This window comes from Flavobacterium sp. KACC 22763, from assembly GCF_028736155.1.
GTDB lineage: Bacteria > Bacteroidota > Bacteroidia > Flavobacteriales > Flavobacteriaceae > Flavobacterium.
Window position 1 is genome coordinate 1,651,740 of record NZ_CP117879.1, and the last position, 24,103, is coordinate 1,675,842.

The window sequence follows — 24,103 nt, forward strand, 5'->3', positions numbered from 1 at the left end:
ACTATTAAAAATGAACACTAAAAACTAAAATCAATGAATTTATCTACCATTCAAACTCCTGGTGTTTACATTCAAGAATTAAATGCTTTTCCCAATTCTGTTGTTGGAGTTGCTACGGCTATACCAGCATTTATAGGGTACACACCACAGGCCGCATACGAAGGAAAATCGTATACGAATGTGCCAGTAAAAATCACATCTTTTGCTGATTTTCAGGCTTTTTTCTGTTTGCCGGATCCACCTGCGCCAGCAAGTCCGTCCAAACAATACAGCCCTGAATACTATCTGGTAGCAGAAAAGAGTCAGCCCCTAAAGGGAGACTACATGCTTATTGCAGGAACGTATTATTCTATTGTTCCAGATCCTAACACGGTGTATTATTTATACAATAGCGTAAGGCTATTTTATGAAAATGGCGGTGGTGATGCTTATATTGTTTCCGTAGGTTCTTATGGGCCTCAGTCACAAAAAGCAGGAACTCCAGGCATTCCGGTTGTAAACCCAAATGTACAGCTGAATGATTTGACAAAAGGTCTTTCTTTATTGCTGAATGAGCAAGAACCGACGATGTACATTTGTCCAGAAGCTACTTTGCTAAGCGTAGAAAACAATGGAACTCTAATGCAGTCTATGCTTCTTCAGGCTACGCAAATGCAGACTTCAATGTGCTTGTTTGACATTATTGGCGGTGACGCTCCTGATCCTATTTTGTATACTGAAGATATTAGCAATTTCAGAATGAACACAGGTTCTGTCGGATTAAACTACGGAATGGCGTATTATCCTTTTATAGGAACTACCATAATGCAGACTTCTGATATTGACTACACTAATTTGTTCGGAGGAGATTTGAAACAGCTAGAAGCAGTTCTTAATCCGCCAAGCGCTCCTAACCCAGCCGCTGCATCAATTATTGCTAATATTCAAAGTCCATCAAGCACTTTGACTGTGACACAAAACCACAATGCGTTGCTTATTGCCAGTCAGACTTACTCTTTGATGATTAAGCATATTTTGGCCGATGCCAATATTCTTCCTCCAAGTGGAGCTATGGCAGGAGTTATTACTACTGTAGATAATGCTGTTGGTCCATGGGAAGCTCCTGCAAATACTTCTTTTGTAGGCGTATCATCATTGCCAATTTCTCTTTCTGAAAGTCAGCAAGCCAATTTAAACGTTGATGCTGTTTCTGGTAAATCGATTAATGCGATTAGAACATTTAATGGTCTAGGCATTTTAATCTGGGGATCAAGAACGCTAGACGGAAACAGTCAAGATTGGCGATACATACCAGTAAGACGAACCATGATTTTCTTAGAGCAATCTTGTAAACTGGCGGCTCAGGCTTATGTATTCCAACCTAATGATAAAAACACTTGGGAAGCTGTAATTTCAATGATCAGCAGTTTTCTTAGTTCGATCTGGAAGCAAGGAGGTTTACAGGGAGCAAGTGCTTCTGAAGCCTTTTCTGTAGCCTGCGGATTAGGTTCTACAATGACTGCAGATGACCTATTAAATGGTTTCATGAATGTAACTGTAAAAGTTGCCGTTGTACACCCAGCAGAATTTATCGTTCTGACATTTCAACAGCAAATGGCAACTTCTAGTTAACAGAATAAAGACTCTTATTAATCAAGCAATTTTTAATTTAAAAATAAAATATTATGCCAACAGATGACGGAAGCGTACAAGGCGCAACATGGCCCATGCCAAAGTTCAGATTCGAAGTAGATCTTGGAACAGAATTGACAAAAGTAGCTTTTCAGGAAGTTACAGGAATGGATGTCGAAAATCAAATTATAGAATATCGCAAAAGCAACAGTCCTCTTTTTTCTGTAGAAAAAATGCCTGGCATTACCAAATACGGAAACGTAACAATGAAAAGAGGAATTTTTGTAAACGATAATACTTTTTGGGATTGGCATCAGCAAGTCGTAATGAATACGATTAAAAGAAGAACGGTTCTAATAAAGTTATTAGACGAAAAAGGCGGTGTTACCATGCAATGGACTTTAAACAATGCTTGGCCAACCAAAATTACCAGCACCGATTTGAAATCTGACGGTAACGAGGTTGCGGTAGACACTATAGAAATTGCACACGAACAACTGATCATTAAAAATGGCGGTAAGTAATGATTATCCCGTAAGCTTTTATTTTACACTCTCTTTTGCGGGTGTAGATGCGGCTTTCAAAGAGGTATCTGGAATTTCTAAAGAACTAAGCGTAGAAGAAATTGTTTGCGGAGGCGAAAATAGATTTAAATATCGCCTCCCAACCATTTCTAACGGTCAGAACTTAGTGCTTAAAAGAGCTATGGTACCCGCAGGATCTCAGTTGGTCAATTGGTGCGCCAACTGCATCGATCAAGGATTATCAAACCCAATACAGCCCAAAAATGTGATCTTAAAATTGCTCAATGCCTCTGGTGTAGTTTGCATGCAATGGACTTTTAACAACGCTTATCCAGTAAAATATTCTGTTTCTGACTTAAACTCTCAGGAAAGCAACATTGCGATAGAATCTATTGAACTGGCTTACACCTATTTTGACATTTCTAAGGACACCAAATTTAATAAACTTTTTACGTAGACCCTTATGCCAATCGAAATAAGAGAACTCATTATCAAAACGGAAATTGTAACAACAAATGCGAAAAATTCGGCTCTGACCAAAGAAAGAGAACTTTCCATTTTGAGAAAACAGCTTCTGGAAGAATGTAAAAGATTAATTGCAGAGAAAAATCAGGAGAATAGCTATAAACGTTAAAAAATACCCCAATGGCAAGTTTAGAATTAATGAAAATTACGGGATATACAGACGAAGAATTTCAAAACAAATTCTCTGGAAGTCCGTATGCTTTCATGATTAATCCTGACAATATCAAAATACAGAAAAGCATCGAATACAACGAGCAGCAAGCACCTGCAACAAGTTCGGCTTCGCAAAAGTACAAAAGCACGCCAAGCGACAAACTGAGCTTTGAAATGGTGATAGACTGTACCGGAATTGTAGATGCCAAACGTACTGATATGGCCAAAGAAATAACAGCATTAGAAACGATTATTTACACCTATAACGGTAAAATACACCGTCCTAATTTTGTAAAAGTACAATGGGGACAGAACATCACATTCAACGGAGTACTAGATTCTATTGATATTTCTTATACGCTGTTTAAACCAGATGGAAGTCCGTTGAGAGCGAAGATATCATTGTCTTTCAGCCGTTACATTTCTCCAAAAACAGTAACAAGAACAGATGCTCCAGAATCTCCGGATCTTACCCACATTGTAAGCGTTTCTGAAGGAATGTCTTTACCGCAGCTATGTCAAAAAGTATGGAACGATGATTCGTATTACATACAGGTTGCGGACTATAATAAACTTAACAAATTCAGAAACCTAAATGGTATCGACAAATTGATTTTTCCACCTATAAACCCTTCTAATTAATGAGTGCTTCAACAGAAATAAAAAGTGGCGGAATCGCAACATTTGTCGTAAAAGTCGACGGCTCACCTATAGCCGACGAACTAAGCGTGCTTTCTGTTCATATAGAAAAAAAAGTAAACCGAATTGCCTCTGCAAAAATTACCATTCTAGACGGAGAACCCAACACAGGTCAATTTGACGCCAGTTCTTCTTCTACTTTTGTTCCAGGCGCAGCAGTTAGCATTGAAGCAGGATATGACAGTAATAATACCGTTATTTTCTCAGGTATAATTATGAGCCAGACCATTCGCATTGATAATCTTGTAGGATCGGCTCTAGAAGTAGAATGCCGAGACAATGCTATAAAAATGATTGTAGGCCGAAAAAGCCTTACTTACTCCAAACAAAAAGACAGTGATATTATGTCGTCCCTTATAGGAAACTATTCGGGATTAAGCGCAGATGTTACGGCTACAAGCACAACTTGGCCAGAGCAAGTGCAATATTATGTTACAGATTGGGACTATCTTTTGGCTCTTGCTGAGGCAAATGGACTAATAGTAACGACTTTAAATGGGAAAATTTCTGTATTTCCTCCTGATAAAACTACCTCATCGGTGCTTACCGTAACATATGGTGATACCCTGCTTGAATTTAATGCTAAATTAAGCGCTGTTACGCAATTAGGAAACGCTGCCGCAAATAGTTGGGATTTTAAAACCCAAGCTGTAGTAACGGGCAATGCTGCACCGAATGTTTCTGGAGCTGGAAATTTAACCACAAAAAAACTTTCTGAAGTTATTGGACTTTCTACGTATCAATTGCAGACTTCAGCTCCTCTAGAAACTGCTGACTTAACCAATTGGTCCAAAGCGCAGATTATTAAAAGTGAATATTCTAAAATAATGGGTGAAGCCTCATTTCAAGGCACAAATTTAATCGACCCAGGAAAATATATGACCTTCGCCGGTGTTGGAGATCGCTTTAATGGCGATTACTTAATTGCAGGAGTTGTACATGATTTGTCACAAGGAAACTGGGTTTCTGAAGTTTCACTGGGGCTTTCTCCACTATGGTTTACCGAAGAACCAGATGTTATGGCTCCACCCGCTTCTGGTTTAGTTCCTGGAGCAAAAGGTCTCTTTAATGCAACTGTAAAACAGATGTACGAAGATCCCGATTCTCAATATAGAGTTTTAGTCGATGTTCCTCTATTGGATCCTAAAGGCGAAGGAATTTGGGCAAGGCTTACCAATTTTTATTCGACAAGCGGAGCAGGAGCTTTCTTTATGCCTGAAGTTGGAGACGAAGTTATTCTGGGTTTTATAAATGAAGACCCACGTTATCCGATAATACTGGGAAGTGTTTATAGCAGTACCAGCATAAAACCTTTTGCAGGTTTAGATCCAAATCAGAAAAACTCAATAAAAGCCATTGTTTCCAAATCAGGAATTTCAGTGCAATTTGATGATGAAAATAAAGTATGGACTGTTGCTACACCCAATAAAAATACCATCATCATAAGCGATAAAGACAAGAAAATTACGATTCAGGACGAAAACAACAACAGTATTATAATGTCTAGCAGCGGTATTGATTTATCAAGTCAGAAAGATATCAATATCTCAGCAAATCAAAACGTAACCATCAAAGGAAATCAAGGTGTCAATATACAGTCAAGTGGCGGAGACGTTGCTTTGAAAGGCTTAAACATCAAAGAAAATGCCGATATGCAATACACCGCTCAAGGCGGACAAATTGCGCAAGTATCTGGAGGAATGCAATTGACATTGAAAGGTGCGATGGTTATGATTAATTAACTGATTTGTTGTTAATGGTTAATGGTTGATGGTTGATGGTTCATCTCCTATTATGGCTAAAAAAAGCTATGAACCAAAAACAACAAACGACAAACTATAAACTATAAACTATAAACTATAAACAAAAAAAACTATGCCACCAGCAGCAAGACTTACAGATTTTCATCAGTGTCCAATGGTTACTCCGGGAGTACCGCCAGTTCCGCACGTGGGTGGACCTATTGTGGGACCAGGAGCGCCAACTGTTTTAATAGCAGGATTACCAGCAGCCAAAGTTGGCGATACGTTGGTTTGTGTAGGACCACCAGATTCTATTATAAAAGGATCTGCAACGGTTATGATCTGCGGTATGCCAGCCGCAAGAATGGGAGATACAACCGCTCACGGAGGCTCAATTATGCTCGGAGCATTTAATGTGATGATCGGTGGATAATACAGCACATAATGAAACTGCCTTTTTAGGTTCAGGATGGGCATTTCCGGTGTCTTTCTCTGCAGATAATTATATGCTGAATTTGTCTGCCAATGAAACCAATATTAACGAATCAATCAATGTTATTCTGAACACTCGCAAAGGTGAACGCACTCTTGAATCTGAATTTGGTTCAGGAATACAGCAGTTTATGTTTAGAAAAATAGATAGTACGCTCAAAGGCGAAATTATCGAAGCTATCAAGTTTGCCTTATTGCGTTACGAACCAAGAATATTGGTGCAGGATGTAAAAGTAGCATCGACTGATATTACAAACGGAAAAATAGAAATATTGATTAGTTACATCTATTCCAAAACCAATACAAGACACAACTATGTGTTCCCATTTTATGTAAAAGAAGGAACAAACTTAGATAAGAAAAAATGATTTTAATTGATCAAAATAGCGCCATAAATTCTCTTAACGAAGCACTCGTTCCCAATCCGTATTTAGTAGACGGAAGAACCGAGCAAGACTGGCTGTACTTTTTGGCAGAATTTAGCAAATTGATCAATTTCTATAATGACAGCAATACCATTCATGGCAACTGGAGTCCGTTTTTGCTAAAAGATCCCGTTTTCCTGATGGCTTCGATTTCAAAAACAAATTACAAAAAACTGCATACTGATTATAAAAACAGCTGTACCGAAATTCAAAGATTAGTCCAAAAGGTAAACGGCGGCATTCCGCATTCAAATGCTTTAAACAGTCTCTTTGACCGCATTACAGCCATCTATAAAATTATAGAGCGCTGGACACATTATATGCTAAGAAATAGCGAAATCTATGATCTTAAGACTTACATTTTACAAGAGGTAAAAACAAAATTAAGTGTTGATTTTTGGGCGATTCAATCTTTTAGAGAATATTTATGTAAATTATCTGTTGATGGTTTGTCTATTGCCTCAGCGCCTTTGCAAGATTTTAATTCTTTTGACAAAAGCATTTGGTTCATCAATAAAGATAAAACTCCTTTTTGGCAAGTTTTCGGGTTTGAAACAGAACATTCCGTTTTACAGGAAACAAGTTCAATAACAGCATTCAGTCTGGATATTCTAACCAAAATTGGCGATAAACTATTTCAGTTTTTAGAAACCATAATTCATCATGCGGCAAAAGAATTCAAGAAATTAAACCTTAAAAAAGGACATTTTCCAGACACCGTTCTTTTACGCTCTTTTGTAAATATTTTAAAAGTGCAACAAGATCGTATGAATGGTCTTTCTGAGAAACATCTTGATTTTTATTATAAAGATATTCTAAAGCAGACCAGACTCCCTGCCGTTGCCGATCATACATTTTTGTGTGCCACACTCACAAAACCCACATCTGTTTTTACTTTACCAGCTGGAACTTTGTTTAATGCAGGCGTCGATGCGCAAAAGAATCCAATTCTATTTTCTTCACAGAAAAATGTAAACCTAAATCCTGCTGCGATTGCAAGCGTGCATAAGCTATCTTATCAGGATAAAAACAATGCCTCTTATAATTTGCAGACCGTTGTTAAACCGACCGAAATTCAATTAGATGCAGAAAACAAAGCCATCAGTTGGGAAACTTTTGGTTCAGATGATCTTTCTCTAAATCCTTCTCTAATCGGAATTGGATTTGCTTCGCCAATGTTATTATTGCGTGAAGGAGAAAGAACTATAAACCTGACATTGAATTTTGATTCTTCTATAGATATAAAAATGTTGCAAGAAGCCAATTATTTTTTGAGCACGCAAAAAGAATGGCTAAAATTAGATTTAGATCCAACAGATTTTACAGCAGACGCTACAAAACAAAATACTGTTTTTACCATCAAGATAAGTCTTGATCCTACTGTAGCTGCGATCGAACCTTTTTTAGTTAATCCTGACGGACTAAAAAGTGACTGGCCGATGATGAAGATTTTGTTTCAGAATGTTCCAAATCCGCAGGAGCCTCCTAAAATTACTTCGATAACTATTGCTTTAAAAGTAACAGGCGTTAAAACCTTTCAATTGTATAATGATTTTGGAGAATTAAATACTAAGAACCCCTTCACTCCTTTTGGGCCAATTCCGTTAGTAAATGCCAATTTTATTATTGGAAACAATGAAATATTGAGTAAACCTCTAGACAGTTTTATTGTAGAAATAGATTGGGATAAAAGACCAGCCAATTTTGAATTGTATTACAAACAATACAATGATTATCTGAAGCCACCGAGTAAAGATGATAAATCAACGCTTCTAAAAAAAATTAAAATGTTGCATCCAAGAAATCATCCTATTCTAATTCTACCCGAATTTAGAAATGCTAGCTTTATGGCATGCTTTGATGTGATGCAAGACAAATCATGGGAAAGTCTTAAAATGACAAAGATAGAGAGCAGTGATGTTGATAAGGTTTTCATTCCAGCTGACGAGGTTCCACAGCCTGTTTTTTTGTTTGACCTTGTACCTGAAAATGCCAAAAATAATATTTTAAGTACGTCTAGCAGTTATTACGTATATTCTAAATCAGTTTCAAATTTAGATGCTACAGAAACTGATATTAAAGTATGGAAACCCGATCCAAATATTCAAAAGGAATCTTTAAAGTTTACTGAAGAAAGTTCATCTGGATTTATAAAAATGACTTTATCAAGCCCAGAATATGGTTTTGGATCAGAATTGTATGCCAATGTTGTGGCTAGTATTGCTTTGCAAAACGGCAATAAACTCGCAATGGCAAAAAACAAGGAAGTAAAAGATTTTATTGCTGCCGCCAATGTACCATTTGCGCCAAAAATACAAACCTTTTCTGCCATTTATAATGCTAGCGTAACCTATAAACTTGATGGCACGGCAGGAGATTATCCGTTGCAGTATTTTATTTATGCTCCTTTTTCAAACTATACTGTATTTGATAGTGCTACAGCAGATAAAACCGAGACCAATTTATTCAGTACAGAAATCATTGGGAGTTCTGAGAATGATGCTGTAAAAGGTTTTCCGCTCTATCCCTCTTTTAATTATAACGGCGCCTTATTTATCGAACTAGATAATCTGATTTGCGACAGCACTTTGAATCTCTATTTTGAATTGGCTAGAAATTCGACTGCGCTTACCAATCAGAATAGCCTTTCGTATTACTATTTAAGCGATTCTGGTTGGAAAAACATTCAGCCATTGTCGGATCAAACCAGCCAGTTTAGATGTTCTGGAATTATAGAAATTCCTATTCCGGCAGATTGCTATAATAACAATACCATAATGCCTGGAAACAAAAACTGGATTTCTATCGCCGCTATTGGAAATCTTGCTTCGTTTTCTAAAACCACTTTTATGCAAACCAACGGATTTAGTGTGCAAAGAACAGGAACTTCATTTTTGACCGATACACAAAGTCCGCAAATTGATGCAAACGTGATCACTAAACCAGAAATCAAGATTCCGGAAATAGGCACGATCCTTCAGCCTTTTGCTTCATTTGGAGGAAAAGCTGCCGAAGACAAAACCGATAGAAACAAAAGAGTAAGCAATAGCATTAAAACCAAAAATAGAGCCAGCACACAAACCGATTATTATACGCTGATTGCCGAAAATTTTGATACCGTATATTATTCAAAAGTAGTTACTAAAAAAAGTGACAATAGCACAAATGTTTATTTAGTCAAAAAAATAGCGTCAGATAACGATTCCAACGCTTTTATTCCTTTGGTAACAAATGCACTCGAAATTCAGGTAAAACAATATTTAAGCGCCAATTCATCGCCATTTATAAACCTGAACATTTCCAATTTTAATCTAGAATATGTCACCATTAATATTTCAATTATAGTCGATCCAAACTATCAAAAAACATTGGTTAGCAAAAATGTAAATCTCGCATTAAAGAAATATTTATCGCCATGGATTACCAACTGTTCTTCTGAAATAGAAATCGACAAACCGCTTATTGATGCCAAAGTGAGCACATTTATTCAAAGTATTGAAGGAGTTCTTACGGTTGAAAATGTTTCCTTTTCTAGCTATTACATCAATCCCATTACAGGAGTGCAAACAGCTTTAAAAAGCGAAAAAAAAACTTTAATGCCATACGGGCAGGCAACCCTTTTAGTTTCTGCCCCTAATCATAACATTTCATATCTGACATAATGGATACCAATAATCAAATAACAAAAACACAGCTTCCGCCGCATCAGGATTTTAATTTCCTGAAAGACGAGGCTATTGATTATATCCAAAATCATATTGGCACAGAATGGACCAACTTTAACCCAAGTGATCCAGGAATGACTATACTGGATCAGGTATGTTATGCGCTTACTGAATTAGGTTATTGTACCGATTTTTCTATTCCGGATATTTTGACCGATTCTACAGGGAAAATGGAAATGGAAAATCAGTTTTACCTTCCGTATAAAATCTTGACTACTTCGCCTTATACCATTGATGATTATAAAAAATATATCATTGATGGGATCGAAGAAGTTTATAATGCCGAAATTACAACCTACAATGATAATCTTCTGCCCTTTAGCAGAGTTTATCAAGTGTATCTGTATATAAATCCCGACATTACCGATAGCATTCAACGCAATACTATTTGTAAATCAACATTTTATTACCTTAATCAAAGCCGAAATATTGGCGAACTTTTTAATATGCCAATTGCGCTGCAGCCTCAGAATTGTTTAATTGGCGGAAAAATTGAAATTGAAAAAGACGCAGACGAACAAACTGTTTTATTGGAACTGCAAGGCAAACTTCGCACTTATATTTTTCCAAAAATAGCTCAGGTAAATTACGATACTCTAGAAGAAAACGGATATAATGCTGCAGAAATATATGATGGACCTTATCTTAAAAATGGCTGGATTCTAAATGAATCTATATTAGATAAAAAAGATACTCTCAAAACTATTGATCTAATTCCAGTAATTGAGTCTGTAGCTGGCATTATTTCAGTTTCAGGGCTTCAGCTTTATCAAAATCAAAATATTGTTCAGGCACTGCAATCAACTATAAATCAAATAATATTTATAGATATTCTAGCTTCTTACAGTGAGAAAAAACTACAGCTAATCTGCAACGGAAAAGAAGTGCAAACAGATGCTTTAAGTCCATTGCAAATTAATCTCACCAAATATCAGGAAACAGCGATAAGTTTAAATAACAAGCCAGCGATAAAATTACCAAAAAGCAGTTTCAGAGACATTAACAGCTATTATTCTATTCAAAATACGTTTCCCCAGCAATATGGCATTGGCGACGATAAAATCGAAGATGATTCTGCACCTATACAAGTGGCACAATCACGTCAGCTAAAAGGCTATTTAACTTTATTTGATCAGGTTTTGGCCAATCAGTTTTCGCAATTGGCCAATGTTTCAAAACTATTTTCTTTTACCAATTCTGTATGCGGTTCGCCTTCAGACAAAGATGCTTTTTATGCGCTAAAAGATAAGTACGAGAAAAAACATTTAGAATATCCTGTTCCATACAAAATGTTTTCTCCAAGCTATTTTTATCAGTCGCTGTACAATGTTCCTCATATCAAACCTTTATTAAAAAATAACAATGTCTTTGAATACACTTATGGCGAAGAAAATAAAAAAGAACTGAAAGAAAAAAGCTGGCTAGAATATCAGCAGGATCCTTACAATGCTTACATCTTTGGAATGATGAAAATCATGGAGGAAGAAGATGTCAATTTTGAACGAAGAAATTCAATACTAGATCATCTGCTTGCCAGACATGGCGAATCGCCTAAAGTTATCGATGCCCTAATTGATGGCACAATTTATACTGGAAATAAGAAAAAAGATCAGATCATTTTGAAGAGCTTGTATCTGCAAAACCTCGATTTATTAACCTATAACAGAATAAAAGCTTACAATTTTCTGACTGCTTCAAAAATAGCCCAGATTAATAATCTCAATATTAAAAATGATCATTACGATCACATAAATGAAAACACGTCTGATTTTATTTTTAAATCAGAACATCTTAATAAAAAAGAAAAATTAAGCAAAACTGATTGCAGCAATTTTTCGGGTTTTGAGTTAAAACTGAATTTACTTTTCGGTTTAAAAAATATATACAACAATTTTATTACGACTCAATTTGACACTTCCCAGAGTTCTATTGAAGACCAACTGAACGCCAATAAAACAATACAAAAAGTATATTGGTTTAAAGAAAATAGAAAAGGAAGCATCTTTATTGAAACCTCTATTCTGTTAAGTCAACTGAAATATAATTTTGAAATAATAAAGCAAAGTAATAGTTTAAGTTATAACATTCAAAATATTAATTTTCAATCAACAAGCAACATAAATTACATTTTAAATAATGCCGATCAAACTGTTTTAGATGCTCAGTTTCAAAGTGGTTATTTAGAATTTGCTACCGAGAAATATCTTTTGGTTTCTGGCGATTCGCAAACGGTAACGACTCCAGATTATACAAAAAGTAAATTATCCGATTACGCATTTCGTATTACAGTTTCTTCTGGAAACGGAATCATTACAATCAATGACGAACTTTTTAAGAAAAATGCAATCTTACTATTTCCTGATTTTATTCCTGAATTACAAACTCCAGAATTCAAAAAACGCTTAAAACTATTTCTTTCGATATGCCTTCCGACAAGCATAAAATGCGAATGCCTGTTTGTAAGTGTTCAAGAACTAGAAACTCTGATTCCTAGTTACAGTACTTGGCATGACAGCTTGCGTTTTAAGAACACTCAAGATTTATTGAATAAACAGGAAAATAATTTAGAAACGGCAAATCCTGAGATTTCTTCAGTGAATTTGATCAATAGTTTAACCTCAATTTTAGGAACGAAAAATGGAAGAAATAAATAGCCATATTGTATCGAGTCTAAAGTGGGACACAACTTTTGACCAGAAAAAAGAAAGTTACAGACTTCAGGAACGTTTGAGTGCCTGGAGCAAAATTAATTTGCCTAGAGAAGTCGCGACTATTTTTAATGAATTATGCCCGCAGGAACAAAGCTGGAGAATTGAATCATTGGAACTTGATCTTGGTTCTTGCGATTATGGCGATCTCGAATTTGATCTGAGCCGAAAAATACGCAATTTATTACGAGAGAAAATTGCCGAATTAATTTTGTATCAAAACAGTCAGAAACAAAACGGAATCGCGGTTTACAATAAAGAAAAATCGATTCTTGAGAATTTGATGGTCTTTTTGTTAGAAGGCTATTTACCATGGAATTATCAAAACAAAGAAGGTTCTGTAAACCAAATTATGGCAGAATTGCTTCAGAATAATCTAACTGATGTTATTGCGATTATCAAGGAAACTGGAATGACGCACGAAGAGGTTAGAAAACGAATTGCTTGGCAGTTTGACGATAAGAATATAACCAAAATAATAGCAGCGCTTGAACCAAATAATAGTAGCTCGATTATGGAGTTTAGCTCGATTATGGTCAATATTCAAGTTAAAGAAACTATTATCCAGACTAGCACAATAAGTTTCAAAAAGAATCTTTGGTTCTTTATTCTTAACTTTTTATTGCTTGAGCGTGGCACTCTGTTTAATAAGCTCGCTTTCATGAAAAGCAGTATTCTGCAAATGGCAAATCATTATAATATTGCTTACGCAGAACTTATTGTCCTGATCGAAAACACGATTGTAAAACTCTCTGATAAAACTTCTCAGAACAACAATTTTATTGCTTGCCTAAAAATACTAACTCAAGAATACGAAACTCAAAAAATTGAAAATCATTTACCTGATTTTAAGATAAATTACTGGAATTTACTTGAACAATTACTTAAAGATAAAAACAGTCGAAAATTTAAAACAGAAAAAGACAATCTGAACGAATTGATTGTAGCACTGAGCACTGAAAACAAGACAAAATTTAATGCGCTTATTCAGCCTATTTTTAAAGACGAAAACTTGCTTGCTTCTCTACTTCAGGATTTAAACGAAACTTCTATAAAAGTGCTTTTTTCAAGATTGGATACTACTCCATCGCTTCTTCAAATGGAATCTGTAATTTATTTGAATAAGCTGAGCCAGACTTTTAAACTCAAAACAAACAGTAAAGCTTTATGGGAAATTGGAATGCTTTTTCTAATCAAAAATAAAAATGCTGACAATCGTGCGTTTCTGCTTTTCTGCATTAAAGAATTAGGCAGGAAAAACAATCTGAGCCACGAACATTTATTGGCGATGTTTACCAATGCTAAAATTCCTGCGGCGGTTAAAAACAATAATTCGGCAACCATTTATACCAATCTTAATGCGATTTACTGCAAAGAAATAAAGCGAAATAGCTCTAATTATCCAGCTGTTCATTTTAAAAATCTGGTTGCGAAACTAGAATTAGAACTGCAGAAAAATAGCGCCAAAAGTGTCTTTTTTATCGATTTGCAAAGATCGCTAACGAGAACCATTTTACTGCATCCGAAAATGGCTTTTGAGGTAATGCTTTCGTACGGAAATAAAGAAGTTTTAAAGAAAATACTTCCGCTGATTCTTAACCGAGAAATGCTGCAGTTATTGGTAAAAACTGCTAATTATAAAAAAACAAAGTTGGTACAAACCATTCAGGTTGTCTATGAAATCCTGAACGAAAAGGACAAATATGATTTTCCTGAAGAATTAATGACGGATAATTTATTGCTACTCGGAATGCAGGAAATACTGTTTCATCCCGAACATAACTCTTCTCTGTTTTTGGAAACTATTATTGTGGAGTTATCCAAGAAAGTAACAGACACTAGACGCAACGACTATTTTCAATTTATAGCAAAACTGATTCAGTCTAAACGAATCAAATCTTTTGGAATTGCTATCAAAAAGACATTTTTAAACCAATTAAAAAATACAAGTTCAATTGATACTGTTGCGCTTGCATTGCTTATTCAGAACACGTCACAGCAGGATCAACAGGAATTGGCTCAATTGCTAACAGTCAATTTTAATGATTCGGGATTTGTGTTACTGCGAAAACAAGACAGAAAAGAAAGCGAAAATCTATTGCATTATTTCCTGACTAATGCGGTTGCTATAAAAAAGAACTGGATTCAGAAAACAACGGCTGTTATTCGCAATAGCGTAAAATCGGTTTCAAAAAATAAAATTACTTGGGAATTAAATGAGCTATTCTGGAACGTAATTTTAAAATATTCAGCTTATAAAGGCAATGAAGTTTTGTTTGAAAAACTGCTTCACAAAGAACTGAAATTGTATTTGAAAAGGACTATTTCAAAAGAAAAAATACAGCTTCAAAACGAAACAAAAACTTTTGAATCTTCAAACTCTGCTACAGAATTAGAACATTTTTTTGAAAGCGAAATGATTTCTGATTATGCAGTTTCTAACGGAATTTCAGAGTCTGTTAATTCAGACCTACTTTTTGAAATTCAGGAATTATCAGAAAAAGAGAAATACAGATTGATTTTTAATATAATTATCGAACGCCAGATTCCTTCTGTTTTCGGCATTTCTAAAAGCATAGAAATCAAAGATATTCTGAATGTCTTTATGGTAAAAGAGCCTCAGATTTTCTTCAGGGTTATGAAAAAAGAATTTATTCCTGAGGCCCAAATGGATTGGCTCTGCCGTACTATCAGCTTTCATAATTTGTGCAATGCCGTGAGCCAATTGGACAAAAACAGAGAATCATATTTGAGAATTCTAGAAAAATTCAATCATGTGTTGGGAGCTGTAACCATCAAAGGTTTGGCTTCAAAAGAAATGCAGCATCTCTTGCTTCGAAAACTTTTAAAGGCTGTTGTCAATGATAATTGGAGGCTTATTGCAATTGATAAAATCTGGAATGAATTGATCTGGGAGGTAGTGACCAAAAAAGGAATTTCTAAGAAAAACTTTTTAGCAGACATGGAAAAATATATCTATCAATTTCCGCCCGCATTACAACTTGGTTTCAAAGAAATTCTTCGAACAGAAAAACAAACTGCACCAATTTTAAAACAAACCGAAATACTATCGAAAATGGAACTAATTAAAATTAAAGAAAAACCAAAAACTAGCCTCAAGCAAGGCGTTGCAGTTAGAAACGCAGGAATTGTGCTCTTGAACGATTATATCGCAATGCTGTTTGCCCGACTGAATCTAACCTCTGAAAATAAATTTATAAGCAACGAACATCAGGTTAGAGCCGTGCAGTATTTGCAGTACGTCGTTACGGGAATGCAGGAAACAGAAGAGGTTTATTTGCCTTTGAATAAAGTTTTGTGCGGTCTGCCATTGACAGACACAGTACCTGATTTCATAGAAATATCTGATCAGGAAAAGCAATTAATAAACGGTTTAATACAAGCAGCAATTTCGTACTGGCCAGATATAGGAGATTGCTCCATAGATGGTTTTCGAGGAAACTGGCTTGTTCGTGACGGAATTCTGGTAGAACTGGAAGACAAATGGGAACTTACAGTAGACAAAAGGGCTTATGATATATTGATTAATAGATCTCCTTTTGCCTTTTCGATTATAAAATACCATTGGATGGATAAGCCTTTGCATGTCATTTGGCCTTATTAAGTAAATATTGTCCTTAAATTCTTAAACACATAAAAACATAGATTTTATACATAAAAAAAGAACACAAAAAGAAACTAGTTTCTTAAACATAGTTCTAGCTATGTGCATTTAAATAAGTGAAACGCCTTTTTAAGAGAGTAAAACTTATGTTTCTATGTGTTAAAGAATAAAAAAACATTACATACGATCTTGAAATATAAATTAATCAACTAAAAAAACTATTATGAACAGTTACAATGAAAATCTGCATTCTAGTGTATTGTCATCATTAGAAAGTCAGGAGATGACCAAAAAACAATTGAGTTCACAATTGAGCAATTCAATGTTTACTCTTTACTATGCCGAAGGAGCTGAAATTGTTGCGCAGGAAAAACTAGATGCAACAACCAAAATGTACAAAGAACAGCAACATATAAACAATGTGGTTGTGAAGAATAAGAACATGGCAGACAACTTATTGTTATCTGCAAATCAGCAGAAAACGTATGTAACACAAGCCGTTACCAATATGGCGGTTTGTGCATCTAACATTCAGATTGCGTCAAATTCTATTGTGCGTTTGGCAAGTGATATCGGAAGTATTTATAGCATTATCAATGCTGCAGATTATGGAACTCAAATATACCAGCAGGCTCTTGAGGCTTATAATCTGATTAACAAAACAGCTTATATTGCCGAACAGAATTCGCAATATGCTATGGAAGCTACTGCTTCTATTTCTGAAGTTTCGACTTCTGTAGTGGCCGACGGCGCGAAATTAACCAATACTTCTGTCAACAATTTACTGCAAGTAACAACTTCAGATTTAACAGCTACTACTGCAGTATTAACGATAGATAACGATACGAAAGCTAAAGCAAGTATCGCTACAAGAGCTGCAGAAGGTGCTATAAAATGTAGCGAAGTAGAATATGATGCTTCTAAAAAAGCATATAACTACAACAATGCATTATTCAACCAAAGTTTGGCTGTAGAAGTGCCAAAACAGTTTGATCCTACAGCAGGTACTTTTAGCGTTTCATTTGATGTTTACAAAAGTCCTTTTTTACCAGAAGACAGAGATTCTGGAACACCAAATAAAGGATTAGCTAATCCTGTCTTGAGCTATAATATCATTATGGTTAAAGACAGCAGGAAATCTTTTTTTAGTGCTTCTACAGCAGAACTATTAGTGGGCAGTTCATCTCAATGCAAAAGCATTCCTGCTTCTCAGAATCCAGATGCTAAAGGAAAGTATAAAACGACTATCGCTTATAAAGAACTTAGAGATTCTGATAATGATCCGCTAGTGCTTGGCGAAAATTATGTTGCTTTTCTTTTAATCATCTTTACAGAAAACTACAAAAAAGAAATCAATACGTTTGATGAATATCTGTCTGCACCTTCTGAGACGTTTGCGCTAACTTATACTTTAAAAAACGCTAAGAATATTACTAATTCTGGAAATTCTTCTGAAGATTTGTCTGGAATCATTTTTACTGTTGATAAAGAAGAAGTCTTAAAATCAAATGAAATTGATTATAGATGTTTCTTTTTGCCTTATCCTGATGACATCGCTACAAATGAAGATCTGAAAAGCCTTGAATATGATATTGATACACAGGAGTTAGACGAAGAAATTAAAGTTGTAGACGCAGAAATTAAATTTCTTGAAGAAGAGATTGTTACACTAAACAATTCTGCAGGTCAAACAGAAGGAGCTAAAAAAGACAAAGAAACAGATCAAGACAAACAAAAAAATCTTAGTTTAAAAAGTGCTTTGGCTGACACTAAAGAGAAACTACGCATTGCAAAAAGTCAATTAACTGATTTGAATGCTAAACTGAAAAACATTAAAGACAATTCTCCTAAACCGGTTAAAAACAGCAAAGCTTTCTTCTTCAATTTAAATTTAGCAGAAAACATTCCAGCTGGCAACTTTACGAGTGCTAGTCACCACAAAGCAGCTTCGGGTCAAGAATTTAGCGTACATATTGGCAGTACAACTACCGATAATTTTGGAAACCCGCTGGTTGAAGAAAAAAGTTATATTCCTGTTGTCTTGTCGTTTTACAATGGCAGTGAAAATTCTAAAGCGAAATACACCAACAGTCTTTCAGATTGGCAAAACACAACGCCAATATCTTACTCTACAAAAAAGAATTCGAAATCATCAACTCTTTAACACCTCAACTATATGGAAACTTTATTATCAACACGTCCTAATTTGCAGAGATACGGAATTACAGAAAAGAAAAAAGCCGAACTAGATTATATTAAAAATCAAGTGGTTGATGCGACTGCAATTGTTCAGCAGCAGCAAACTATTGTAAACTCGCTAAATGAAAAAGCAACCAAATATCAAGGCTATTTATTGGTTTCAGAAAGTAATCGTTCTCATGCTTTAAGCAATAAAAACTTATTAGATCAGGTTGTTCAAAATGCTCAAGGTTTAGCTCTTAATTCAGAAGATGCCTTTTCAAAAACGTCAACTGCAACTCAGGATTCAAAAAGAGTGAGCGTTTGGATAAGCGATTTGATTAGTAAATTGATTTATTCGGTCGAAATAATTAATAAACTGTCTAATCTTGTTATTCGTAAAAAAGCCCTTAATCCGCTAATTTCTGATGATTTAATAACCAGAATCAACACTGCTGGCACAGACGCCAACAATGCGGTTGCTCTGACACTCGTAGCTTTAAAATCTACATTGGCCGCAGAAGCTTCTGTTCTTGAATCTGAAGAAGCAATCACTCTAGAATCTAGACAAGCAAGCAAATTGTATTTTACCTTAACAGGTCACAAATCTTTACATAAGCCATTACCTGTGCCGGATGATTCCGATTTTTCGATTAGAGGATTAATATACCATGCTTATAAAAATGCTCAGGTTGCTTACGAAAAAGCCAATACGGCAAATGACGAAACAGGAAGACAATTAAGCATTGCAACTGCCAATTTAAGCAAAGCGCAAATCAAGCTTCAATCACTTCAATCTAGTTTAGCCGCAGCCACTGCCGCAGCTTATGCTTCTTAAGACAAATTAAAATGTCCACTGTCTCAATATGCATTCAGTGGACTTTAAACCTAATTTTTTAAGGTTATGGATCATACTAACAAGAATTTCTACAGACAGTTTTATCTCAAAACAGGAGGATTTTTGCCAACAAAACCGTTGAATAAAAGTCTTTTCCCTGGTGATTATTTCCAGATTAAAAATGGCGAAATCATTCTTCTGGGAAACATTTATCGCAATGGCATTATATCACATCACGATGCTGATATTAGCAGTGTAATTGCCTTAAACGATGCCAATTGGAATTTTAGCGATGGCATTTCAAAACCTTATTCTGGAAGATCGCTTGCAAATGGTTCTATTGAAGGCGATTTTGAGTTCAGTAAGCAGATACTGGCTTTTGCCCATAAAGGAAGTTTTATTTTTAAGGCTGAAGAACCAGAATCTGTAAAGATTAATAATTGGAACGAGATCCAGCAGCAGTTAATTATAAAACTAACGCAAACCTTATACTCTTTCAGAGAATTGTATGTAGTAACAGAAAGTGCTACGGCCAAAAACACTACTCTAGCCACAGCTGGTGAAGCAAATGCCGAACTGGAATTGGCTTGTGAAGCAGAAAACTTTGGCCTGACAGATATTTTTGGGCATTCTAAAACCAAGACAATCCAGTCAAAAGATATTGAGTATTACCATAGAGAAACTAAAAGAAAGCCCGCTTATTTTAAAGCTAAAAAATTAGTCGTTCAAGACGAAAAACTATCCTATTTCATCAGTGATTTCATTGCCAGAGAAAACAATGTGAGCGCATGGACAGATTCTTTTTTTGATTCTAATTTTCATAATGACATTGATTATAACACTCAGATGCTTATGCAAAATGCACAAGGTTTTTATCTGGACATGTTACAATCCAATGAGTTAAATCCTAATACGGCTTTATTATACTTTAAATGGACTGATGCAAATCTGGACGATGTAGAAAAACTATTTGGAGCTTATGGAAACTAATTCCAATATTATGGTTTTGTATAATGAAATGGATTGGCTGCAGAAGGTAATCGATCAGGTTATCTGCAGTTATCTGCTTCAAGAAGGCCATGAAAATCGATGGCAGGATATTCCGTTGCCCGAAGCTGATACCGATACCGAAGACAGTATTTACTATAAAAAAATAGCTGAATGGAACTTGAATCTTTACGAACGGCTTTGTCTTGCTCTGATTCTAGCGCCTCAGATTAAACCTGAAGCTCTTGATATTTTCTTCAGCAAAAATGCTATGTACGATCGTGGTTTTACTGAATTTGGCGGTGTTGTCAATAAAAATCACAGCGGTTTTTTACCGACGGGTCAAACGCTCTCTTTTTTGATTACGGCTGTCAATCCTGAATTAAGAATTGAATTGCTCCATATTCTAAACACCTCTAATATTCTTGCCAAAGAACAGGTTATGGTTCTAGAAAGTACTGAATCTAATGTTCCTATTCTGAATCAGATTCTATCGATTAACGAGCGCTGGCTAAACTTTTTCATAACGGGCACTCTGCCAAAACTTGAACATAGTGTTTCGTTTCCGGCTCAGCAAATTTCGACCAATTTAAACTGGGACGATTTGGTTCTCGAAGAACATGTTATGAATCAGGTCATGGAGATCAATGCTTGGCTTAATCATGGTGAAACCCTTATGAAAGAATGGGGTCTTGAAAATAAAATAAAACCCGGATATCGAACCCTTTTTTACGGACCTCCCGGAACTGGAAAAACGCTTACAGCAACATTGTTGGGAAAAAGCACCAATCGAGAAGTCTATAGGGTTGATCTTTCTATGATTGTTTCAAAATATATCGGAGAAACAGAAAAAAATCTGTCTAAAATATTTGATGTTGCGCAACACAAGGACTGGATTTTATTTTTTGATGAAGCCGATGCACTTTTTGGAAAAAGAACCAATGCTTCTTCTTCAAACGATCGGCACGCCAATCAGCAAACGGGATATTTATTGCAAAGAATTGAAGATTTTCCTGGAGTAGTCATTCTCGCATCCAACTTAAAAGAAAATATGGATGAAGCTTTCTCAAGAAGGTTTCAATCAATGATTCATTTTACGATGCCAACTGCCGAAGAAAGAATGCTCTTATGGGAAAAAGCCTTTTCAGGAAAATGCCAGCTTGATCCTAATATTGATATTGAAAATATTGCCGAAAACTATGAACTGGCTGGAGGTGCCATTATCAACATTCTGAGGTTTTGTGCTTTGGCTGCTATTCAAAAAAATGAAACTGTAGTAAGTAAGCAGGATTTATTGGAAGGCATTAGACGTGAATTTAAAAAGGAGAACAAAACCCTTATGGTTACTCAAATGAATTGACGCATTATGAAAAAGAACGAAAACATAAAAAAAGTTGCCGTTGCTGCGCCTCAATTGCATCGCCTTAAAGTGACTCTTAAAATTGGAAACTGGAAAAAATATTTCGATTCCAATTATGTTAATACCATCATTGCAATGGCCTTGAATGATTTCGACGACAAAATCTTTTTTTTCATAAACGGATATCTTATTACGAGCCAAAATCTTTATTTGGTTGTACAAACTACCGAAAAAAGTGTAGATGAAATGGTGAGTAAAATTGAGGCTAAGATTATTCATTTATTAAAAAACAATCCTCAAAAACTAAAAGAAAACCGTGGTGAAATTTCTTTTATTGCTGATGATGAAAGTCTTTTTTATGCGGCCCGAAAACCTCTTTTTAAAATATATCCTTTAGAAAATGATCATCTCATAAAACTCATTACAGGAAAAAAAGTAAAACTCCCTTATTACGATAAAAACCTTGAAAGCTTAAAAACAATGATTCATAATCATCCGTTTTGTTCGGCAATCCATTATTTAGGCGGTATTGGCCCTGTAAAAGTCACATCATATAAAGATCAAATAGACTCGGAAGAATAAGCAGTTATATAATTCAAAAAAGAAGAAAATGACGCAACAACACAAAAAAATATCCGAAAATATAACCTCTATTGCTGCGGCGAATGTTACTCACAGCAATAACACAGCTCAATTAAAAGACAATCGTGAATACTCTGTCGTACAGAAAAAGCTTCAAGAGAATGCATTATCAGACAACAGGGTTACACAGTTAAATGGAAAAAAGAATCAAAAGAAAAGAAAAAGACAAGACTCAGAAAGTGACGACGATGGTAGCGGCGATTATGTTCCGCCACAAGCCAAAAAACAAAAAAGATTTCATATACCAAATGATACAAGAGACCATGTTATAGAGAATACTGCCCATCAACGTGCCAATGTAAATAGCAATTTTGATGCAATTTATACTTGTCCTGGCTGCAGACGTCCACTCGCCTTTACAAGAAAGGGAAGCCATAAGTTGGAGCTAACCAAATTTGCTTATACGAGTAAAGGTGGAAATAAACACGAGCAACGCGCTTTAACATTAGATCACTATCCTACTTGGGCACAACGTGAACGTGATTTGAAATCTAAAGGTGCGTCTGATGCAGAAATAAAAGAAGATCACAATGATCCCGATCGTCTAAGAGCTTTTTGCAAAGTATGCAATGAAAGTCACAAATATGAAAAAAAGAAAAAAATCGATTATGAGAGTGAGGATGACGAATCTGGATACCACACACCAGATGACGAACCTGAAAACAAAGGTTTTTATAAAAATTTTCGTTACGATCCTGATCCAGGCACTGGTGGCGCAGGTATAACAGCTTAGAAAATGATACAGCAATACAAAAAAATATTAGAAGATAAAACGCTTGAAACTGCTTCAAACACAAGCAGCAGTACCAATGCTATACAGTTAAAAAATAATCGGGAATATTCTGTTGTACAGCAAAAAATTGCTAAAAATTCAACAGCAATCACCTCTTCATTTACTCCTATTCAAAGAAAAACAAACAGCACTGGTCTGCCCGATAATCTAAAATCTGGAATAGAAAATCTTTCCGGTCATTCTATGGATGATGTAAAAGTTCACTATAACTCAGACAAACCTGCACAACTTAATGCTCATGCCTACGCTCAAGGATCAAATATTCATTTAGCCTCTGGACAAGAAAAACATTTACCTCACGAAGCCTGGCATGTAGTACAGCAAAAACAAGGACGAGTAAAACCTACTCTGCAAATGAAAGGCAAAGTGAATGTAAACGATGATAAAGGTTTGGAGAAGGAAGCTGATGTTATGGGGGCTAAAGCTTTGCAAACTAAAACAAAGGAGAATAGCTTAAGATCTCAAAATAAAAACTATTCTGTAGATCAAAAGTCTCTCCGTAACAATTCCAACAAACCCAATCAATTAAAATCTCTTATCATACAAAAAGCTAAAAAGCAAAACAAAAAGGCTAAGTTAAATGCTAAGAAAGCTTCCCCTCCTAAGGTTGCTTTAAAAAAACAAACAATGACTGTAAGAAATAAAATAGATGATTATACCTCTGGATGGATAAATCATATATATCTGCCGACTGGTGTTGAAAAAGGACCAAGAGCGGAAGCGCAAAAGGTAAAGAAATTTCTTGGAGGCAGCTGGGTTGGAGGACACATGGTTAATGATCAATTGGGCGGCACTGGAAATTTCAAAAATATTGTCCCCATTACTTCTTCAATGAATGGGCGACATAAAACCATTGAGAATAGAGCAAACAATCTACTAAGTGGTAATAATGGCACTCAAATTAAATACAAAATGAAAATTCTTAAAAGAAAAACAGTAACAAAAGGATCAAAAACAGTTAAAAACCTTCCAACAGAATTTAAACAAACCCTTCATGTTCAACCTGTAGGTTCTCCTCGGTATACAATAGAAGGAGCTAAACTGAAAGAAACTAATCTATGAAATTATAATACAAC

Annotated in this window: 18 protein-coding genes; all 18 read left to right on the forward strand. The window is 35.4% G+C overall.

The genetic code is table 11. The features are described from left to right. The first annotated feature begins 33 nt into the window (after positions 1-33). The 18 genes from PQ463_RS07150 (at position 34) to PQ463_RS07235 (ending at position 24,089) form a co-directional block, all read left to right on the forward strand. Positions 34-1,611: a phage tail sheath family protein gene (locus PQ463_RS07150; protein WP_111423162.1), complete on the forward strand. Its 1,578-nt coding sequence runs from the start codon at positions 34-36 to the stop codon at positions 1,609-1,611. A 53-nt stretch (positions 1,612-1,664) separates the two neighbouring features. Beyond that, on the forward strand, positions 1,665-2,135 hold the full coding sequence (locus PQ463_RS07155) for a phage tail protein (RefSeq protein WP_111364636.1): 471 nt from the start codon (positions 1,665-1,667) through the stop codon (positions 2,133-2,135). Then, positions 2,122-2,592, forward strand: coding sequence for a phage tail protein (locus tag PQ463_RS07160; RefSeq protein WP_274256976.1), 471 nt, complete (start codon positions 2,122-2,124; stop codon positions 2,590-2,592). Before PQ463_RS07155 ends, PQ463_RS07160 begins: the two co-directional genes overlap by 14 nt. A 6-nt stretch (positions 2,593-2,598) precedes the next feature. Then, positions 2,599-2,769: a DUF5908 family protein gene (locus tag PQ463_RS07165; protein WP_157957661.1), complete on the forward strand. Its 171-nt coding sequence runs from the start codon at positions 2,599-2,601 to the stop codon at positions 2,767-2,769. Positions 2,770-2,780: 11 nt separating this feature from the next. Then, the gene (locus PQ463_RS07170) at positions 2,781-3,455 is read left to right on the forward strand and encodes a CIS tube protein (RefSeq protein WP_274256977.1); all 675 of its coding nucleotides are present in this window, start codon (positions 2,781-2,783) and stop codon (positions 3,453-3,455) included. Then, a complete protein-coding gene (vgrG, locus tag PQ463_RS07175) occupies positions 3,455-5,254 on the forward strand; it encodes a type VI secretion system tip protein VgrG (protein WP_274256978.1) in 1,800 nt (599 codons plus the stop codon). Before PQ463_RS07170 ends, vgrG begins: the two co-directional genes overlap by 1 nt. A gap of 133 nt (positions 5,255-5,387) precedes the next feature. Further along, positions 5,388-5,687, forward strand: coding sequence for a PAAR domain-containing protein (locus PQ463_RS07180; RefSeq protein ID WP_274256979.1), 300 nt, complete (start codon positions 5,388-5,390; stop codon positions 5,685-5,687). After that, positions 5,680-6,114, forward strand: coding sequence for a GPW/gp25 family protein (locus PQ463_RS07185; protein WP_274256980.1), 435 nt, complete (start codon positions 5,680-5,682; stop codon positions 6,112-6,114). The genes PQ463_RS07180 and PQ463_RS07185 overlap by 8 nt, the downstream gene beginning before the upstream one ends. Further along, a complete protein-coding gene (locus tag PQ463_RS07190) occupies positions 6,111-9,833 on the forward strand; it encodes a baseplate J/gp47 family protein (RefSeq protein ID WP_274256981.1) in 3,723 nt (1,240 codons plus the stop codon). The genes PQ463_RS07185 and PQ463_RS07190 overlap by 4 nt, the downstream gene beginning before the upstream one ends. Then, positions 9,833-12,550: a baseplate wedge protein gene (locus tag PQ463_RS07195; RefSeq protein WP_274256982.1), complete on the forward strand. Its 2,718-nt coding sequence runs from the start codon at positions 9,833-9,835 to the stop codon at positions 12,548-12,550. The genes PQ463_RS07190 and PQ463_RS07195 overlap by 1 nt, the downstream gene beginning before the upstream one ends. After that, positions 12,534-16,229 (forward strand): contractile injection system tape measure protein, encoded by a 3,696-nt coding sequence (locus PQ463_RS07200; protein ID WP_274256983.1) that lies wholly within the window; start codon positions 12,534-12,536, stop codon positions 16,227-16,229. The genes PQ463_RS07195 and PQ463_RS07200 overlap by 17 nt, the downstream gene beginning before the upstream one ends. A gap of 223 nt (positions 16,230-16,452) precedes the next feature. After that, complete coding sequence (locus PQ463_RS07205; RefSeq protein ID WP_274256984.1) at positions 16,453-18,393, forward strand: hypothetical protein; 1,941 nt, start codon at positions 16,453-16,455, stop codon at positions 18,391-18,393. A 12-nt stretch (positions 18,394-18,405) separates the two neighbouring features. Then, positions 18,406-19,245: a hypothetical protein gene (locus tag PQ463_RS07210; protein WP_274256985.1), complete on the forward strand. Its 840-nt coding sequence runs from the start codon at positions 18,406-18,408 to the stop codon at positions 19,243-19,245. Between the two features lie 66 nt (positions 19,246-19,311). Further along, positions 19,312-20,235, forward strand: a complete 924-nt coding sequence (locus PQ463_RS07215; RefSeq protein ID WP_274256986.1) for a hypothetical protein — start codon at positions 19,312-19,314, stop codon at positions 20,233-20,235. Next, positions 20,225-21,592 (forward strand): ATP-binding protein, encoded by a 1,368-nt coding sequence (locus tag PQ463_RS07220; protein ID WP_274256987.1) that lies wholly within the window; start codon positions 20,225-20,227, stop codon positions 21,590-21,592. Before PQ463_RS07215 ends, PQ463_RS07220 begins: the two co-directional genes overlap by 11 nt. Positions 21,593-21,598: 6 nt before the next feature. Further along, a complete protein-coding gene (locus PQ463_RS07225) occupies positions 21,599-22,174 on the forward strand; it encodes a hypothetical protein (RefSeq protein ID WP_274256988.1) in 576 nt (191 codons plus the stop codon). A 28-nt stretch (positions 22,175-22,202) separates the two neighbouring features. Continuing rightward, on the forward strand, positions 22,203-22,967 hold the full coding sequence (locus PQ463_RS07230; RefSeq protein WP_274256989.1) for a GH-E family nuclease: 765 nt from the start codon (positions 22,203-22,205) through the stop codon (positions 22,965-22,967). 3 nt (positions 22,968-22,970) lie between these two features. Continuing rightward, positions 22,971-24,089 (forward strand): eCIS core domain-containing protein, encoded by a 1,119-nt coding sequence (locus PQ463_RS07235; protein ID WP_274256990.1) that lies wholly within the window; start codon positions 22,971-22,973, stop codon positions 24,087-24,089. The last annotated feature ends 14 nt before the right edge of the window (positions 24,090-24,103 follow it).

Bases quoted from the DNA above. Each gene is read 5' to 3' on its own strand.
- PQ463_RS07215 (WP_274256986.1), top strand. From the start codon at position 19,312: ATGGATCATACTAACAAGAATTTCTACAGACAGTTTTATCTCAAAACA.
- PQ463_RS07160 (WP_274256976.1), top strand. From the start codon at position 2,122: ATGGCGGTAAGTAATGATTATCCCGTAAGCTTTTATTTTACACTCTCT.
- PQ463_RS07225 (WP_274256988.1), top strand. From the start codon at position 21,599: ATGAAAAAGAACGAAAACATAAAAAAAGTTGCCGTTGCTGCGCCTCAA.
- PQ463_RS07180 (WP_274256979.1), top strand. From the start codon at position 5,388: ATGCCACCAGCAGCAAGACTTACAGATTTTCATCAGTGTCCAATGGTT.
- PQ463_RS07150 (WP_111423162.1), top strand. From the start codon at position 34: ATGAATTTATCTACCATTCAAACTCCTGGTGTTTACATTCAAGAATTA.
- PQ463_RS07195 (WP_274256982.1), top strand. From the start codon at position 9,833: ATGGATACCAATAATCAAATAACAAAAACACAGCTTCCGCCGCATCAG.
- PQ463_RS07235 (WP_274256990.1), top strand. From the start codon at position 22,971: ATGATACAGCAATACAAAAAAATATTAGAAGATAAAACGCTTGAAACT.
- PQ463_RS07190 (WP_274256981.1), top strand. From the start codon at position 6,111: ATGATTTTAATTGATCAAAATAGCGCCATAAATTCTCTTAACGAAGCA.
- PQ463_RS07205 (WP_274256984.1), top strand. From the start codon at position 16,453: ATGAACAGTTACAATGAAAATCTGCATTCTAGTGTATTGTCATCATTA.
- PQ463_RS07170 (WP_274256977.1), top strand. From the start codon at position 2,781: ATGGCAAGTTTAGAATTAATGAAAATTACGGGATATACAGACGAAGAA.
- PQ463_RS07200 (WP_274256983.1), top strand. From the start codon at position 12,534: ATGGAAGAAATAAATAGCCATATTGTATCGAGTCTAAAGTGGGACACA.
- PQ463_RS07155 (WP_111364636.1), top strand. From the start codon at position 1,665: ATGCCAACAGATGACGGAAGCGTACAAGGCGCAACATGGCCCATGCCA.
- vgrG (WP_274256978.1), top strand. From the start codon at position 3,455: ATGAGTGCTTCAACAGAAATAAAAAGTGGCGGAATCGCAACATTTGTC.
- PQ463_RS07210 (WP_274256985.1), top strand. From the start codon at position 18,406: ATGGAAACTTTATTATCAACACGTCCTAATTTGCAGAGATACGGAATT.
- PQ463_RS07230 (WP_274256989.1), top strand. From the start codon at position 22,203: ATGACGCAACAACACAAAAAAATATCCGAAAATATAACCTCTATTGCT.
- PQ463_RS07165 (WP_157957661.1), top strand. From the start codon at position 2,599: ATGCCAATCGAAATAAGAGAACTCATTATCAAAACGGAAATTGTAACA.
- PQ463_RS07220 (WP_274256987.1), top strand. From the start codon at position 20,225: ATGGAAACTAATTCCAATATTATGGTTTTGTATAATGAAATGGATTGG.